Here is a 14,335-nt window from a genome sequence, read left to right on the forward strand (position 1 = left end):
ATGACAGTGCATCACTGCTGGCTGTCGCCCCCGGCGGAGGACAGATCGATTGCGCGGGCAACGGTGGTGAGGTCTGGGCCGGATGCCTCTGGGCCCAGCAGATCACGGGTCACCGCCACCCTGATCTCCCGCGCCAGAGAGGTCGGCCCCTCGACCACCAGCTCCCGACCTTGGGTCAGGAGCACCGCGTCGTCGGGGCGGACCTGCGTCAGATCGAATGCCTTCCGGCGAGGCCACCACTCCGGAAAGTGCTTTTCCGGTCCGGCGCCCTTGATCCGGGTCAGGCTGATCGTCGCCGTGCGGGCGTCGGCATCGATACTCCCGACTTGGATACGGGTCAGACCCAATCCCAGAGAGGCGGGCGGCTCCGGAAAACCATCGATCCCGCTCTTGCTCCCGGCACGCCACGTGAAGTTCCCCGCACTATCGGCGACCAGGTAGGAGCGGCCTCCCTCGAACACGTGAACCAGGACAACCGGGTCTTCGCCGATACCGACGTCCCATCGCTCAGGGACCCGAAGCTCGATGAAATACTCACCGAATCGCGCTGCCAGATAGCCCTCTCGTTCACGCTGGTGGAGCGGTCGCAGGGAGATGGTGACGTCGACATCACCGGCCTCGTTCCACACGCGCGACTCATCGAGCCACCCCAAACTCCACATATTGGCCGCGTTCATCCCTGGCCCCACGCCATAGACGGGGCGACCGTTCGGGGCAATCTGGTTCATCTGAGAATCCGGATTGATCCCGATGGTGGTGGTATCCGGCCCCGTGCTCATAATGTCCCAGGGGTCCTGATATTCGGCCTCCGATCCCAGCATGCGCGAGTGATTGAGCCCGTAGACGTGCCCCATCTCCTGACCGATGAGGGAGGGGGCAAGACCGGCCATGGCGAGATTCTTTCCGTCATCACCCCCGACAGCGCCACCGGGGCCCCCGAACAGGTCCAGGGCCCGATTCAGGACAACAAGGGTGTTGAAGTTGTCCATGTCGACGCCGGCCTGACGCGCGGCTGCCTTGGCGTCAGCGAGCAGCTTGTCGCGACCTGCCGGGTTCGCCCCCGAGCCGGTGTAGTCATCGGTAAGTTCGAACCAGCCGTACACCGCCGAGTCGGCCAACACGGCCTTCCCGTAGGACATGTCGGTCCAGAAATCGAACATTCCACCGGTACCGGCTCCGGCCTTTGTGAAAAACCGTTCGTACCATTCTTTGGTGTGTGGCTGAGATCGGTCTGCGGGAAAATTGACCAAAAGAATTGCCCATGGCTTGGCAGTCACGGCACACCTCTGTCCGCTCGAAGATAACCACAGGCTATTCCCGCGGAATGCGACCAGACCAGAGCTACGGATGCCAGATATTCAGCGGACAAAATTCTGTGGCCAGGGTCGCTTCGTGGCCAATGACCAGCTCGCAGGATCAGCCGCAGGCAAAACGTCCGCCACCGGTCCCGCGACAGCAGTGACCACCCCGCAGGCCGAAGCGCTTCCCGTGCCGGGCCTCGGTGACGCGCCGCCGGTTGGGCCGGATACCGTCGTTCTCGGTGCAGCAGAACTCACCGAGGACCACCAAAGTGCCGCTGACTGGACGCGATCACATTCTGGTGCACCAAAAACGACGCTCGCCGGAGTAGGTCACCGCCTGGCGATCGGCTACGGCGACTCGACCACCGCCGCCGACAGATCCATCTGTCGGGCCAGATAGCGGCCGGTGAGCGAGGCCGGGTCAGCGGCCACCTGCGCGGGCGTTCCGGTGGCCACGATCCGGCCGCCGTCCTCCCCGCCGCCGGGGCCCAGGTCGATCACCAGGTCCGCGTTCGCGATCAGGTCCAGGTCGTGCTCGATCACGATGACGGTGGCGCCGCGGCCGGTGAGTCGGCGCAGGACCGCCAGCAGGGTGCGTACATCCAGCGGATGCAGCCCCACGCTCGGTTCGTCGAGCACGAACAGGGCATCGCGCTGGTCCTTGTGCAACTGGTTCACCAGCTTCAGCCGCTGGGCCTCCCCGCCCGACAGCGCCGGGGTCGCCTCGCCAAGGGTGAGGTAGCCGAGCCCGAGCTCAGCCAGGCCGGCCAGCCGCTTGTGCACCCGGGACAGATCCTCGGTGTGGGCCAGCGCCTCGCGTACGGTGCACCCCAGCAGCGCGGGCAACGAGATCCCGTCGCGCAGGTACCGGTCGGCGGCCGGCGCGAATCGGCTGCCGCCGCACTCGGGGCACACGATGTCGACATCGGGCAGGAACTGGACGTCGAGAGAGACCTCGCCGGTCCCCTCACAGCGTGGACAGGACAGCGAGCCGGTGTTGTAGGAGAAATCGGAGGCGGTGAGCCCGTCGGCCCGGGCGGCGTCGGTGCTCGCGTACGCCTTGCGCAGCTCATCCATCACCCCGGAGTAGGTGGCGACGGTCGAGCGCACGTTGAGCCCGATCGGGGTGGCGTCGACCACCTGGGCCCTGAGCCCCGCCGGCGTGTCCAGCGTACGCACGTGGTCCGGCAGCGCGGTGCCGTTCGCCCGGGCCTGCAGGGCGGGGACCAGCGAGTCCAGGATCAGGGTGGTCTTGCCCGACCCGGACATCCCGGTCACCGCGGTCAGCCGGCCCAGCGGCACCGCGATGTCGAGGCTGTGGACGGTATGGATCGGCGCGGTCGCCAGCCGGATCGCGCCGTGCTCGAAGACCGTGTCCGGCGCAACGACCGGCCCCACGACGACCGGTTCGGTACCGGCCAGAAACCCACCGAGCAACGATTCGGGCGCCGCGGCCACGGTATCCGGGTCGCCCGCGGCGATCACCGTGCCGCCCTCGGTGCCCGAGCCGGGCCCGATCTCGATCAGCCAGTCCGCCTCGCGCAAGATCTGCACATCGTGATCGACGAAGACCACCGAGTTCCCGTCGGCGAGCAGGTCCCGCATCACCCCGAGCAGGCCGTCGACGTTGGCCGGATGCAACCCGATCGAGGGTTCGTCGAGCACGTAGAGGACCCCAGTCGTGCGATTGCGGACCGCCCGAGCCAACTGGGCCCGCTGCCGCTCCCCGGTCGACAGGGACGCCCCGGCCCGGTCCAGCGCCAGGTAGCCCAGGCCCAGATCGACCAACCGCCGGGCCATCCCGACCAGGGTCTCGATCAGTGCGGCGGCCATCTCCTGCATGTCGGCGGGCAGTGTGTCGGGGATGCTCGGTACCCAGGCGAGCAGGTGATCCAGGGTCAGCGCGGTGGCCTCGGCCAGGTTCCGCTCCCCGATCCGGGGAGCCCGGGCCGCCGGGCTGAGTCGCGTACCGGCGCAGTCGGGGCAGGTGCCCTCGCGCAGGAACCGGCTGACCTTGGCCAGGCGCTTCTCGGTGTCGGCACGCTGCAGTTCCTTGGTCACCGTCAGCCGGGCATTGCGGAAGGTGAAATCGAGTTCGTGCAGCCCCTTCTTGCTGGTGACCGTGATGTGCTTCTTCTCCTCCGGCCCGGCCAGGACGATCTCGCGCTCCGCGTCGGTCAGGTCACGCCACGGCACGTCGGTGCGCACGCCGAACTCCCGGACGATGTCGGGCTGCACGTTGAACCCGAACATCTGCCACGGCGCCACCGCTCCCTGGTCGATGGTCTTGGTCGGATCGGGCACCAGGGCGGCATCGTCGACGGTACGCACCACCCCGAGCCCCTGACACCGCGGACAGGCCCCGGTGGAGTTGAACGACAGCGCCTCCGCACCGGGTGCCTGCACCGTCGCGCCGCATTCGGGACAGGTGAAGGGCACCTCGGCGGCCACGTCGATGGTCGGCGGGACCCGATGCCCGTTGGGGCACAGGTGCGCGGCGAGCCGGGAGAACATCAGCCGCAGCACGTTGAGCAGTTCGGTGGTGGTCCCGAAGGTGGAGCGCACCCCCGGTACGCCGGGCCGCTGCCGCAGCGCCAGGGCCGCGGGGACATGTTCGATCGAGTCGACCGCGGCCCGCGGGGCATGCGACATCCGGCGCCGGGTGTAGGTCGACAACGCCTCGATGTAGCGCCGCGAGCCCTCGGCGTACAGCACTCCGAGCGCCAGCGACGACTTGCCCGAACCCGACACTCCCCCGATCCCCACCAGGACATGCAGCGGAATGTCGACGTCGACCGCGCGCAGGTTGTGCACCCGCGCGCCGCGGACCTCGATGCGGTCGGGCTGGGACCGGGTCATCGTCGACCCGCTCGACGCCGGCCCGCCCGCGGGATCCCGGTCACCTGCGCCATCGACTCCTCCTGCCGTTGCCCTGCCCGGCCACTGTAGACCGGTGCCGGCGCGAGGCCGGCGCGGTGCCGGCCGCATGGTGGGCCGATCCTGCCGCCAGACGACCCGAACGGCCCGAAAACCCAGGAATCCTGCCTTCTGGTGGCAGGATCGGCCCACGCAGGTCACCCCATACCCAGGAGCCACGCACAGGGAGCAGGACCGACGTGGCGCCGATTCGAACTCGAGCCGCTCGGGGCCCAGGTGAATCCGTCGTCTGTGAGAATCAGCGGCGGCATCGCAACGCCGGGGACGACAGGGAGAAATGATGAAGGATTTCGACGATTTCGTGGTCAAGCTGATGGTGATCGAGCAGCTTCTGGACGAGGAGGGCGGCATCGAGGCGCCCCACTCCAACGCCTGGGACTGGCTGGAGGAGGCGCGGGGCATCGATCACGACGGGGCTGAGGACCTGATCTACGGCGAGTACTTCGCCAAGCGCATCCCCGAGATCGAGACGTGGGCCCGGGACCTGGAGATCAGTGCCGAGCAGATGGCCGGCATCACCGAGCTCGACTGGGACGGCGGCCTGGACATCTTCATGCTGATGGCACCGTCGTGGGACGGTGAGGACGACCTGTTCGATGTCGCCACCTGGACCGACGTCACCCCCGAGCGTTTCCCCGCGCTGACCAGCCTGACCTACGTCGGAGAGCTGGAGGATTCGGTCCGCGAGGCTCTCGAGGCCGCTGACGTGGAGCTCGAGCAGTTCTGAGCCGCCCGCGGGGTCAGCCCCGACCGGCGTACGGCATGCCGGTGGCGTGGACGGTCAGCCACGGCACACTCACCTCCGGCGGAAGCGCGACGACCGGTCGGAGCACCTCCGCGAGGTGATCCGGATCGAAGGTGGGCTCCGGGCGCCGCGAACCGTCCGGCTGCTCGGCGCCGTGCGCCATCCCCTGGGTCATCGCGGTGGCCGCGTTGCCCACATCGACCTGGGTGGCGGAGATGCCCAGTGCGCGTCCGTCCAGGTTGATCGAGCGGGTCAACCCGGTCAGCGCATGCTTGGTGACGGTGTACGCGACCGACCGGGGCCGCGGCACCTGGGCGGAGATCGACCCGATCATGATGATCCGTCCCCCGCCCGGGTGCTGGCTGTGCATCTGCCGAAAGGCCGCGCCGGAGCACAGCACCGTACCGACGACGTTGGTCTGCCAGGTCTGCTGGAACTCCTCGGCGCTGACCTCCGCCACACTCGCGACCGGTCCGAACATGCCGGCATTGTTGACCAGCACATCGAGGCGGCCGTACTCGGTGGCAATGGTGTCGAACAGCCGCTCGACCTGGTCCTCCGCGGTGATGTCGGTGGGCACCACCCGAGCACCCCCGGAGCAGAGCTCGGCGGTCTGCTCCAGTTCGGGGACCCGACGACCGGCCAGAACGAGCCGCGCCGCGGGGGCCAGCCCGACGGCCAGGGCACGCCCGATGCCGGATCCGGCTCCGGTGATCACGACGATGGGCAGTTCGCTCGACTCTGACATGTCCGGCTCCACTCTCTCCAGGGCGTTCGCGGGCCCAGCACCCCACCTCGGAGCATAGGTCGACGTCTGCGACCCCGGGCGGCGTACGAAGAGATTTCCGTGCCGCGACGGTAAAATATTCCGATATGGGCATATGATGGTCGCATGGCACGGGCAGCGACGACATCGGACGTCTTCAACGCGATCGCCGAGCCCCGGCGCCGGGAGATCCTCGGTCTCCTGCGCGCCGGTGAACGCTCGGTGAGCGAGGTGTCCCAGGTGCTGGGGCTGCCCCAGCCGGGGACCTCGAAACACCTGCGCGTGCTCCGTGAGGTCGGCCTGGTGCGGGATCGCCAGGCGGGAAAACAGCGTCTCTACCAGCTCGACGCCCGCGGACTGCGCGCCATCCATGAGTGGACCGGCGGGTTCGAGCGGTTCTGGACCGAGAGCTTCGACCGCTTGGCGGAGTACGTGCAGGACCTCAAGCAAACCCGCGATCAGGAGGAATGATGAGAGAAACCGAACCGGACACGACGGCGCGCTCGGCCACCGCGGACCGCGAGATCGTGATCTCGCGAACCATCGACGCACCGCGGGAACTGGTGTTCGAAGCGTTCACCGAGGTACGCCACCTGTCCCGCTGGTGGGGACCGGACGGGTTCACCACCACGACCCGGGCCTTCGAGTTCCGCGTCGGCGGCGAGTGGGACTTCGTGATGCACGGACCCGACGGCACCGCGTACGCCGAGTGGATCACCTGGACAGCGATCTCGCCGTCGGAGCGGATCGAGTTCTTGCACGGTGAGCGCCGCGATGACCCGAATGCGTTCGAGTCGATCCTGACCTTCGAGCCCGACGGGCAGACGACCCGGATTCAGCTGCGGACGGTGTTCCCCACCACCCAACTGCGCGACGAGGCGGTCGAGAAGTACGGCGCGATCGAGGGGGGCCGGCAGACCTTGGGCAACCTGGCCGCCTACGTCGCCCAGCGCACGCCGGGGGGTGAGTTCTGATGTCCCCGAAAGTGTTCTTCAGTGTGTCGATGTCGCTGGACGGGTTCATCGCCCCGGCGTCCACCGACGAACTCATGGGACAGCGTTGGATGGAACTGCAGGGGTGGGCCTTCCGGCAGCGCTTCTTCCGGGAGAACCTCAAGCTCGGGACCGGCGGTGAGGAGGGCCCCGACAACGCCATCATGGCCGAGACGTTCCGGCGTACCGGCGCCAGCGTGATGGGCAAGCGGATGTTCGACGCCGGGGAACGGATGTGGCCGGAGGATCCGCCCTTCCACACCCCGGTGTTCGTGGTGACCCATCAGGAGCGCGAGCCGTGGGTGCGGCCGGGCGGGACCACCTTCCACTTCGTCAACGACGGCATCGAGTCGGCCCTGGCCCGAGCCCGCGACGCGGCCGGCGACCGAGACGTCCGGATCGCCGGCGGGGGCGCGACCATCGTGGAGTATCTCAACGCCGGGCTGGTCGAGGAGTTCACCATCGCTCTCGCCCCGGTGCTGTTCGGCTCCGGGATCCGGCTGTTCGAGAGTGTGGACGCGGGCCGGCTGGCCGTTGCCCCGGTCCGCGCCGAACCGACCGGAGAGGTGACGCATCTGACCTTCGCGGTCGCCGACCGGTAGGTCCCCGACCGCCGATCACTGCGGGCACCGGCGGATGCGACAGGCCGGGGAGCCCGTGGTGGTGCCGGACGGCACTGTGCCAGACTGCCGCGATGGACCTTCGGCATGCCGCACACCTGTTCGGTAAACACCCGAGCAAGCTGCTGCACCGCCTGAACGCCCGGCACCCGTGGAGCCACAATGACGCGTTCCACCCCTGGATCATGACCCACCTGCCCACCCGACGGCGTCGGGCCCTCGACGTCGGCTGCGGACGCGGCGAGTTGGTGGCCCGGCTGGCCGAGCAGTTCGAGCAGGTCCACGGGATCGACACCGACGCCGGCATGCGGAACGCCAGTCGGCAGCGGTGCGCCGGCCTCGACAACGTCACCGTGTCCGCGACCGGGCTGGACGCCGTCTCCGGGGGCGCCGACCTGATCACCATGGTCGCCGTCCTGCACCACCTCGACCTGGCCGCTGCGTTGACCCAGGTACGCCGGATCCTCTCCCCCGGCGGCCGATTCCTGTGCGTCGGTCTGGCCCGCCCGGACTCGTTCACCGACCACGCCTGGGAGGCGGCCTCGATTCTCACCAACCCCCTGATCGGCGTCGTCCGGCACCCCTGGGTAGCGCACCCAGCCCCCGGTCCGGCGCCGTTCCCGGTGCGGGATCCGCAGCTGACCTTCGCCGAGATCCGCGCCCGGGCGTCGGACATCCTGCCGGGCGTCCGGATGCGCCACCAACTGGCCTTCCGATTCACCCTCACCTGGACCAAGCCGGACGACGCCTGACCTGCCGGCAACCGGGCCGGTTGCGGATCGGTCCCTTGCGGCGGATCCTGAAGACATGAGCGAGCGCGATGACTTCCTGGACTGGTTCCGTGGTCCGTTCCTGGCTGCCGAGCTCGCCCTGCACAACGGTGATTCCGCGCCGCGGCGGGCCCTGTGGTCCCGCAACGAACCAGTGAGTGTGCTCGGTGCCTGGCGCAATGCGATCGGGCAGCGTGAACTGGACGAGCTGTTCACCTACATCGCACGGAGCTTTTCCGACTGCACCGCGGCGTCGGTCGAGTTGCTCGCCTGCGACGTCGTCGGCGACCTGGCGTACACCGCGGCGCTCGAGCACACGTCGGTGTCGGTCGACGGGCAGCCGCGCACGTACACACTGCGCGCGACGCAGGTGTACCGGCGCGAGAACGGCGAGTGGAAGGTGGCACATCGCCACGGCGACACCGTGACCGCATGACACACCCACGTCAATCCCAACCCGAAGGAGATCGAACCGCATGGGAACCATCGCAGTCCACGAGTTCGTCAGCCTGGACGGAGTTTTCGAGAATCCGGCCTGGACCGCTCCCTACGGCTTCACCGAAGGCATGGCCCGCGCCGTCGGAGCACTCACCGCAGCAAGTTCGGCAATCCTGTTGGGTCGCACGACCTACGAGATGTTCGCACCGGCCTGGTCCGGACGCACCGTCGACGACGACCCGGGGGCTCCCTTCTTCAACGACACTCCCAAGCACGTGGTCTCCTCGACCATGAGCACAGCAACCGAATGGAGCAACTCGACGGTCCTGGGGCCCTACCGCGCCACCGCGATCCAACGCCTCAAGGACGCCACCGACGGCGGCATCTACGTCAGCGGCAGCGGCACCCTGGTCCGGGCCCTGCTCGCCGATGGTCTGGTCGATCAGTTGCACCTGCTGGTCTATCCCATCGTGCTCGGCACCGGCCGCCGCCTCCTCTCCGACGGCATGGGACAGGTACCGCTCACCCTCGCCGGCCACGAGGCGTACGAGAACGGCGTGCTGCACCTGACCTACACCCCGGCGCCGCGGTGACATACTCGAACGATGAAGTACGCGTTGCTGATCTGTGACGACGAGACGATCTCCCCGAGCCAGGCGGAACTGGCCGCCGATCCGGTACACCGGGCCTGGGATGCCGACCTGGCCCGCCGGGGCGCCGAAGTCTTCGGGGCGCGCTTGCGGCCGGTTGCCGATGCCACCACGATTCGGGTGCGGGGCGGGGAGACGCTGGTCTCCGACGGCCCGTTCGCCGAGACCAAGGATCTGGTCGGCGGGATCGTGATCCTGGAGTGCGCCGACGTGGATGAGGCGATCGAGATCGCCGCCGGACATCCCTGGGCACAGCGCGGCTGTGTCGAAATCCGACCCATCTGGGAATGACTCCCTCCTGGGACGAGGTTCGCGCCGCGGTCGAGGCGGCGTACCGCGAGGAGCGCGGTCAGGTGGTGGCGACCCTGATCGGGCTGTTCGGCGACTGGGACCTGGCCGAGGACTGCGCCCAGGAGGCGTACGCCGGCGCGCTGGCCACTTGGCCCCGAGACGGCATTCCGGCTCGTCCGGGCGCCTGGCTGACCACCACCGCGCGCAATCGGGCCACCGACCGGCTGCGCCGCGACAGGGTCGGCCGGACCAAGTTGCGCCAACTCGCCGGGCCGGCCCCGAGCTCGGAGCGGACCGAGCCCGATGAGATTCCCGATGATCGGCTCCGGCTGATCTTCACCTGTTGCCATCCGGCGCTGCCGTTCGAGGCCCGGGTCGCCCTCACCCTGCGGACCCTGGGCGGTTTGAGTACCGCGCAGATCGCGGCTGCCTTCCTGACCAGCGAACCCACCATGGCCAAGCGCCTGGTTCGGGCCAAACGCAAGATCGCTGAGGCGGGCATCCCCTACCGGGTGCCGCCGGCCGAACTGCTCCCGGCCCGGCTGGCCGGGGTGCTGGCGGTGCTGTATCTGATCTTCAACGAGGGCTTCAACGAGGCCTTCGGCGAGGGCTTCAACGAGGCCTTCGGCGAGGGCTTCAACGAGGCCTTCGGCGAGGGCTTCGGCGAGCCGGCCGACCGGCAGGCCCTCACCGCCGAGGCGATCCATCTGGCCCGGGTGCTGGTCCGCCTGATGCCCGGCGAAGCCGAACCCCGGGGCCTGCTGGCGCTGATGCTGTTGCACGAGGCCCGCCGCGACTCGCGTACGGTCGCCGGGGTGTTGGTCAGTCTGGCGGACCAGGACCGCGCGCGCTGGGATCGGCGGCTGATCGCCGAAGGGGTCGCCATCCTCGACGAAGCAGTCGCGCTGCGTCGCACCGGGCCGTACCAGATGCAGGCGGCCATCGCCGCCTGTCATGCCACCGCGCCCGACACCGCGGGCACCGACTGGCGCCAGATCGCCGCCCTGTACGCCGCGCTCGCCCGGGTGGCGCCCTCGCCGGTGGTCGAACTCAACCACGCCGTGGCGGTGGCAATGGCCGACGGGATCCCGGTCGGGCTGGCCCGGGTGGAGGAACTCGCCGCGTCCGGCCGGCTCGACGGGTACTACCTGCTCCCCGCGACCCGGGCCGACCTGTTGCGGCGGGTCGGGCGTACGACCGAGGCCGCCGCGGCCTACCGGGAGGCGCTGCGGCTGGCCCCCACCGAGGCCGAGCGCCGCTACCTCGCCGCACGGCTGCGCGAACTCTGATGCGGGAGGAACATTTTCCGCGAATGTGTCCAGCTGCGTCGGCGTCCTTCGTCGGTGGGGTGAGCCGCCCGGTCGGGCAGCCCACCACACACCGGATCAGGAGCACGATCATGTCGACCATCCAGCCCGACGCCCAGCAGTCCCGCACCGGGAACCTGACCGCCACGGTCACGGTCCCCCAGCCGCCCGAGCAGGTCTTCGGCGCCATCACCGACGTGCGCGGTTGGTGGAGCGAGAACCTCATCGGCAACAGTGCGGCCCTGCACGATGAGTTCGTCTTCACCGACGACAGCGAGTACGCCGGTCAGACGGCCCGGTCCAGCAATGGCATCCGGTACGCCCGGTTCCGACTCACCGAGGTCGTGCCGGGCCGCCGGATGGTCTGGCACGTCGTGGATTGCCACCTCAACTTCGTCGCCGACCACCGCGAATGGGCCGACACCCACGTTGTCTTCGACCTGGCACCGACGCCGGAGGGCACCACCGTCCACTTCACCCACGAGGGGTTGACCGCGGCGGAGTCCGAGTGCTTCGACGCCTGCTCCCGCGGCTGGACGTTCTACATCACCCGGAGCCTGCCGGACCTGATCGCCACCGGTACCGGTCGACCGATCACGAGGTACCACTCGTGATGCCCGACTGAACGGCACTCACTTCGGGTCGGGGGGCCGGTGCGTACGCACCCACGCCAGCGCGTCGGCTGACGGCACATCGCCGCGCCCGGCCCCGCCGGCCTCGGAGCAGAAGCCCGTGTCGGGGTGCCAGTACACGAAGCCGTGCTCGAAGTAGGTGACCAGGGCACCGTCGGGTCCGGGGGTGGTCGTCTCGATCGGCCGCCCCAGCGGTCCCTCGGCCCCGGCCTGCTCCTGCCAGTAGCGGCCCGTCTCCGGGGTCAGCAGAAAGTTTCCGTACGCCCAGCTGTACAGCAGCCCGGCCGGACCCAGGTCGGTGATCAACGCCCCGCCGATGAGCCCGACCGAGACAACAGACTCCGCGCCGGCCGGAGTGACTGCTGCCGTCCGGGGGCTGCGCGGGCCACTGGGCGGGATTCGGTCCAGGATCGCCGCGGCCAGTTCCACTTCGCGCGGATCCGGCCGTCGCTCCGCGTAGATGTCGTTCCTGGGGAAATGCTCGGGGTGTTCTCGACGGAGGCGGTCCGCGTACAGGGCGTCGAACTCGCTGATCAACATGTAGAACTCCCCCAGATAGTCGGGCGTCCAGGGGTTCCACCAGTTTCCGTCAGCAGTCATCTCGGTGATCATCCCGAGCCAGCGCGGCCCGCTGGGGGTTCCCCACACATCCGGCGAGTCAGGTTCCATCTGTTCCCACCCGTCGAAGACCACCACCAGGGCGATCACGTCGGGGGCCGCCAGCCAGGCCGCGTGCACGCGGTTCCTGATGCCCAGCAGGGCGTGCGGCAGGAAGGTCTCGGCCCAGGTCGCCGCCCGGTACCCCGCCAGATTCCGACGGGCCACATCCGGCGACGGCGGGCTCGGTCTGATCGGATAGGTCAGCGCGACCGGGTCGAAGCCGTGAACCATCGGCACCGCCATCGGCGGCTCCGGCCATGGGCGAATGTCCGGGAGATCGGAGACAATCCGTTCATCCCAGTCCCGCACCAGCCTCCGGGCCGCCTCGTCGACTTCGCCGGTCGTTGGCACCTCAATCGACAACGCCTCGGTCGCCGGCGAACCCTGATCCGGTCGGACCACGAGCCAGAGGCGGTCATCCTCAGGCCACACCGCAACCAGGGACGCCTTCGCGAAGAACCCCTCCCGCGCCAATGCCCCGATGAACGTCCGCAGCACGTCGGTCTCCTGTCCTCGCCGGCGAGCTCGTGGGTTCGCTCGCTGCTCCCCCCAGCGCTCACCCTAACCGGAACCGGCTGGTGCCGGAGGCACGAGGCTCAGCACACGGCCACCGAAACGACAGCGCCCCGGCCGCGGTGCCGGGGAGGCACCGCCGCCGGGGCGATCGTCGAAGCCGGGCCAGGACGGCCCGCCGTGGTAGGGAATCAGGCAGCCAGCTCGTCGCCCAGCGCGGCGTCCAACTGCAGGGACAGGGCGCGCAGTTCCTCGGTCTTGCCGGGGGTCACGGTGAGCTCGCCGGTCGGGCTGAGGTCGGTGTTGAAGAACAGGCCCAGCGAGCCGACCACGTTGGCCTTGACGTTCTGCAGCAGCTCGGTGAGGGCCGCGGCGGAGCGGGCGCCGCCACCGAAGCCGTACCCGACCACGGCCATCGGCTTGTTCTCCCACTCGGCCAGCAGGTAGTCGATCGCGTTCTTCAGCGGCGCCGGGAAGAAACCGTTGTACTCCGGGTTGACCACGACGATCGCATCGGCGGCGTCGATCTTCTCCTTCCAGGCCAGGGTGTGCGGCTGGGTGTAGATGCCGGATCCGGCGGGCATGTCCTCATCGATGAAGGGGAGGTTGATCTCGGCGAGGTCGAGGACGGTGATGTCCCAGTCGGCGCCCAGGGTCTCGCGGACCCAGGCGGTGACGTGACCGCCGACGCGCTGCGGACGGGTGGAGGAAACGATGATGCTCAAGTTGTTCACGTTTCAAGTAAAGCACATCTAGTTGAAAAATCAACTTCTGGCGTCAGCCCTACTCCCCCACGCGGGTCTGCAGGTGCATCTTCCGGGCAACCAGGTAGCACAGCGCGGCCATCACCGCGAACAGCACGACCGACCCGACCGAGGTGTACCAGGGCACCTGACTGACGGTGAACACCGCCGAGATGGTCCCGGTCAGTCCGGCCTGACCGAAGGTGAACACGTTGTTCATCACGTGGATCGCCGCGGCCGCCTCCAGCCCGCCGGTGCGGACCACCAGCAGCGCCGCCAGTACGCCGAAGGCGTACCGGGTCCCGAACAGCCACGGATCCTGGACGCCGTGCGCCAGGGCGAACAGCAGGGCTGAGGTGAGGATCCCGAACCAGGGCGTCTTCATCGCCGCCCCCAGCGACTGCAGCAGATAGCCGCGGAAGAACACCTCCTCCGCGATCGACTGGAACGGCGTGGTCAGCACGATCACCACCGCGAACCAGACGAACTCGGGCTGTGGATGGATTGTTACGGGTGTCCCGGTCACCAGCGGCACCAGCCCCAGGTACGCCGCAATCACCACCGCGGAGATCAACAGGCAGGCCAGCAGATAGCGCCACCGCACCCGCCCGGTCACCGAGGCCAGGTAGCCCGGATTGATCCGGTGCAGGCCCCAGACCAGCAGGACACTCAGTCCGATCAGCGAAATGATCCCGAGATGATGCGCCAGCATCCCCTCGGGAAACATCATCTGGCTCGCCTGCCGGTTGTACTCCTCGGCCGACAGGCCGCGGTCGTTGATCGCCCGGGTGATGCTGCGGACCAAGCTGCTGACCGCGACCACGATCACCGCGTACAGCGAGAAGGCCAGCAGCCCGAACATCGGCCCGCGCAGCCGGGCCATGTCGTCGGTCCGCAGAATCTGGGTGTAGTCGGCCCCCTCCGCCGGCTTGATCCCCGACGGCGGGATGAACCCGTAGCTGACCGCCAC

Annotated in this window: 16 protein-coding genes; 10 read left to right on the forward strand and 6 right to left on the reverse strand. The window is 68.8% G+C overall.

Features of this window, described 5'->3' with window-relative positions:
• Nucleotides 1–11: 11 nt before the first annotated feature.
• Nucleotides 12–1,277: a hypothetical protein gene (locus G531_RS0108955; protein ID WP_145978655.1), complete on the reverse strand. Its 1,266-nt coding sequence runs from the start codon at nt 1,275–1,277 to the stop codon at nt 12–14.
• Between the two features lie 372 nt (nt 1,278–1,649).
• On the reverse strand, nt 1,650–4,160 hold the full coding sequence (locus G531_RS0108960) for an excinuclease ABC subunit UvrA (RefSeq protein ID WP_026926990.1): 2,511 nt from the start codon (nt 4,158–4,160) through the stop codon (nt 1,650–1,652).
• Between the two features lie 358 nt (nt 4,161–4,518).
• Here G531_RS0108960 and G531_RS0108965 point away from each other — a divergent pair, with 358 nt between their 5' ends.
• Complete coding sequence (locus tag G531_RS0108965; RefSeq protein WP_145978656.1) at nt 4,519–4,965, forward strand: DUF6892 domain-containing protein; 447 nt, start codon at nt 4,519–4,521, stop codon at nt 4,963–4,965.
• 13 nt (nt 4,966–4,978) lie between these two features.
• Here the strand turns inward: G531_RS0108965 and G531_RS0108970 are convergent, their stop codons facing one another.
• The gene (locus tag G531_RS0108970) at nt 4,979–5,731 is read right to left on the reverse strand and encodes an SDR family oxidoreductase (protein WP_026926992.1); all 753 of its coding nucleotides are present in this window, start codon (nt 5,729–5,731) and stop codon (nt 4,979–4,981) included.
• Nucleotides 5,732–5,875: 144 nt separating this feature from the next.
• Here G531_RS0108970 and G531_RS0108975 point away from each other — a divergent pair, with 144 nt between their 5' ends.
• The 9 genes from G531_RS0108975 to G531_RS0109015 all read left to right on the forward strand — a co-directional run bounded on the left by G531_RS0108975 (nt 5,876) and on the right by G531_RS0109015 (nt 11,431).
• Nucleotides 5,876–6,220, forward strand: coding sequence for an ArsR/SmtB family transcription factor (locus tag G531_RS0108975; RefSeq protein WP_026926993.1), 345 nt, complete (start codon nt 5,876–5,878; stop codon nt 6,218–6,220).
• Nucleotides 6,220–6,723, forward strand: a complete 504-nt coding sequence (locus tag G531_RS0108980) for an SRPBCC family protein (RefSeq protein ID WP_026926994.1) — start codon at nt 6,220–6,222, stop codon at nt 6,721–6,723. The genes G531_RS0108975 and G531_RS0108980 overlap by 1 nt, the downstream gene beginning before the upstream one ends.
• Nucleotides 6,723–7,343 (forward strand): dihydrofolate reductase family protein, encoded by a 621-nt coding sequence (locus G531_RS0108985; protein WP_026926995.1) that lies wholly within the window; start codon nt 6,723–6,725, stop codon nt 7,341–7,343. The genes G531_RS0108980 and G531_RS0108985 overlap by 1 nt, the downstream gene beginning before the upstream one ends.
• A gap of 92 nt (nt 7,344–7,435) precedes the next feature.
• Nucleotides 7,436–8,113, forward strand: coding sequence for a class I SAM-dependent methyltransferase (locus G531_RS0108990; RefSeq protein WP_026926996.1), 678 nt, complete (start codon nt 7,436–7,438; stop codon nt 8,111–8,113).
• A gap of 55 nt (nt 8,114–8,168) precedes the next feature.
• Nucleotides 8,169–8,567, forward strand: coding sequence for a nuclear transport factor 2 family protein (locus G531_RS0108995; protein ID WP_026926997.1), 399 nt, complete (start codon nt 8,169–8,171; stop codon nt 8,565–8,567).
• Between the two features lie 40 nt (nt 8,568–8,607).
• On the forward strand, nt 8,608–9,162 hold the full coding sequence (locus G531_RS0109000; RefSeq protein WP_026926998.1) for a dihydrofolate reductase family protein: 555 nt from the start codon (nt 8,608–8,610) through the stop codon (nt 9,160–9,162).
• 12 nt (nt 9,163–9,174) lie between these two features.
• Entirely contained in the window at nt 9,175–9,510 is a 336-nt protein-coding gene (locus tag G531_RS0109005; RefSeq protein WP_026926999.1) for a YciI family protein, read from the forward strand.
• On the forward strand, nt 9,507–10,799 hold the full coding sequence (locus G531_RS0109010; RefSeq protein ID WP_026927000.1) for an RNA polymerase sigma factor: 1,293 nt from the start codon (nt 9,507–9,509) through the stop codon (nt 10,797–10,799). Before G531_RS0109005 ends, G531_RS0109010 begins: the two co-directional genes overlap by 4 nt.
• A gap of 110 nt (nt 10,800–10,909) precedes the next feature.
• A complete protein-coding gene (locus tag G531_RS0109015; protein WP_051215279.1) occupies nt 10,910–11,431 on the forward strand; it encodes an SRPBCC family protein in 522 nt (173 codons plus the stop codon).
• An 18-nt stretch (nt 11,432–11,449) separates the two neighbouring features.
• Here the strand turns inward: G531_RS0109015 and G531_RS0109020 are convergent, their stop codons facing one another.
• The 3 genes from G531_RS0109020 to G531_RS24505 all read right to left on the reverse strand — a co-directional run bounded on the left by G531_RS0109020 (nt 11,450) and on the right by G531_RS24505 (nt 14,335).
• On the reverse strand, nt 11,450–12,352 hold the full coding sequence (locus tag G531_RS0109020) for a hypothetical protein (RefSeq protein WP_145978657.1): 903 nt from the start codon (nt 12,350–12,352) through the stop codon (nt 11,450–11,452).
• 461 nt (nt 12,353–12,813) lie between these two features.
• Complete coding sequence (locus tag G531_RS0109025; protein WP_051215280.1) at nt 12,814–13,356, reverse strand: NADPH-dependent FMN reductase; 543 nt, start codon at nt 13,354–13,356, stop codon at nt 12,814–12,816.
• Nucleotides 13,357–13,405: 49 nt separating this feature from the next.
• On the reverse strand, nt 13,406–14,335 hold the full coding sequence (locus tag G531_RS24505) for a CPBP family intramembrane glutamic endopeptidase (RefSeq protein ID WP_051215281.1): 930 nt from the start codon (nt 14,333–14,335) through the stop codon (nt 13,406–13,408).

It is taken from the genome of Granulicoccus phenolivorans DSM 17626 = NBRC 107789 = JCM 15570, assembly GCF_000423085.1.
GTDB lineage: Bacteria > Actinomycetota > Actinomycetes > Propionibacteriales > Propionibacteriaceae > Granulicoccus > Granulicoccus phenolivorans.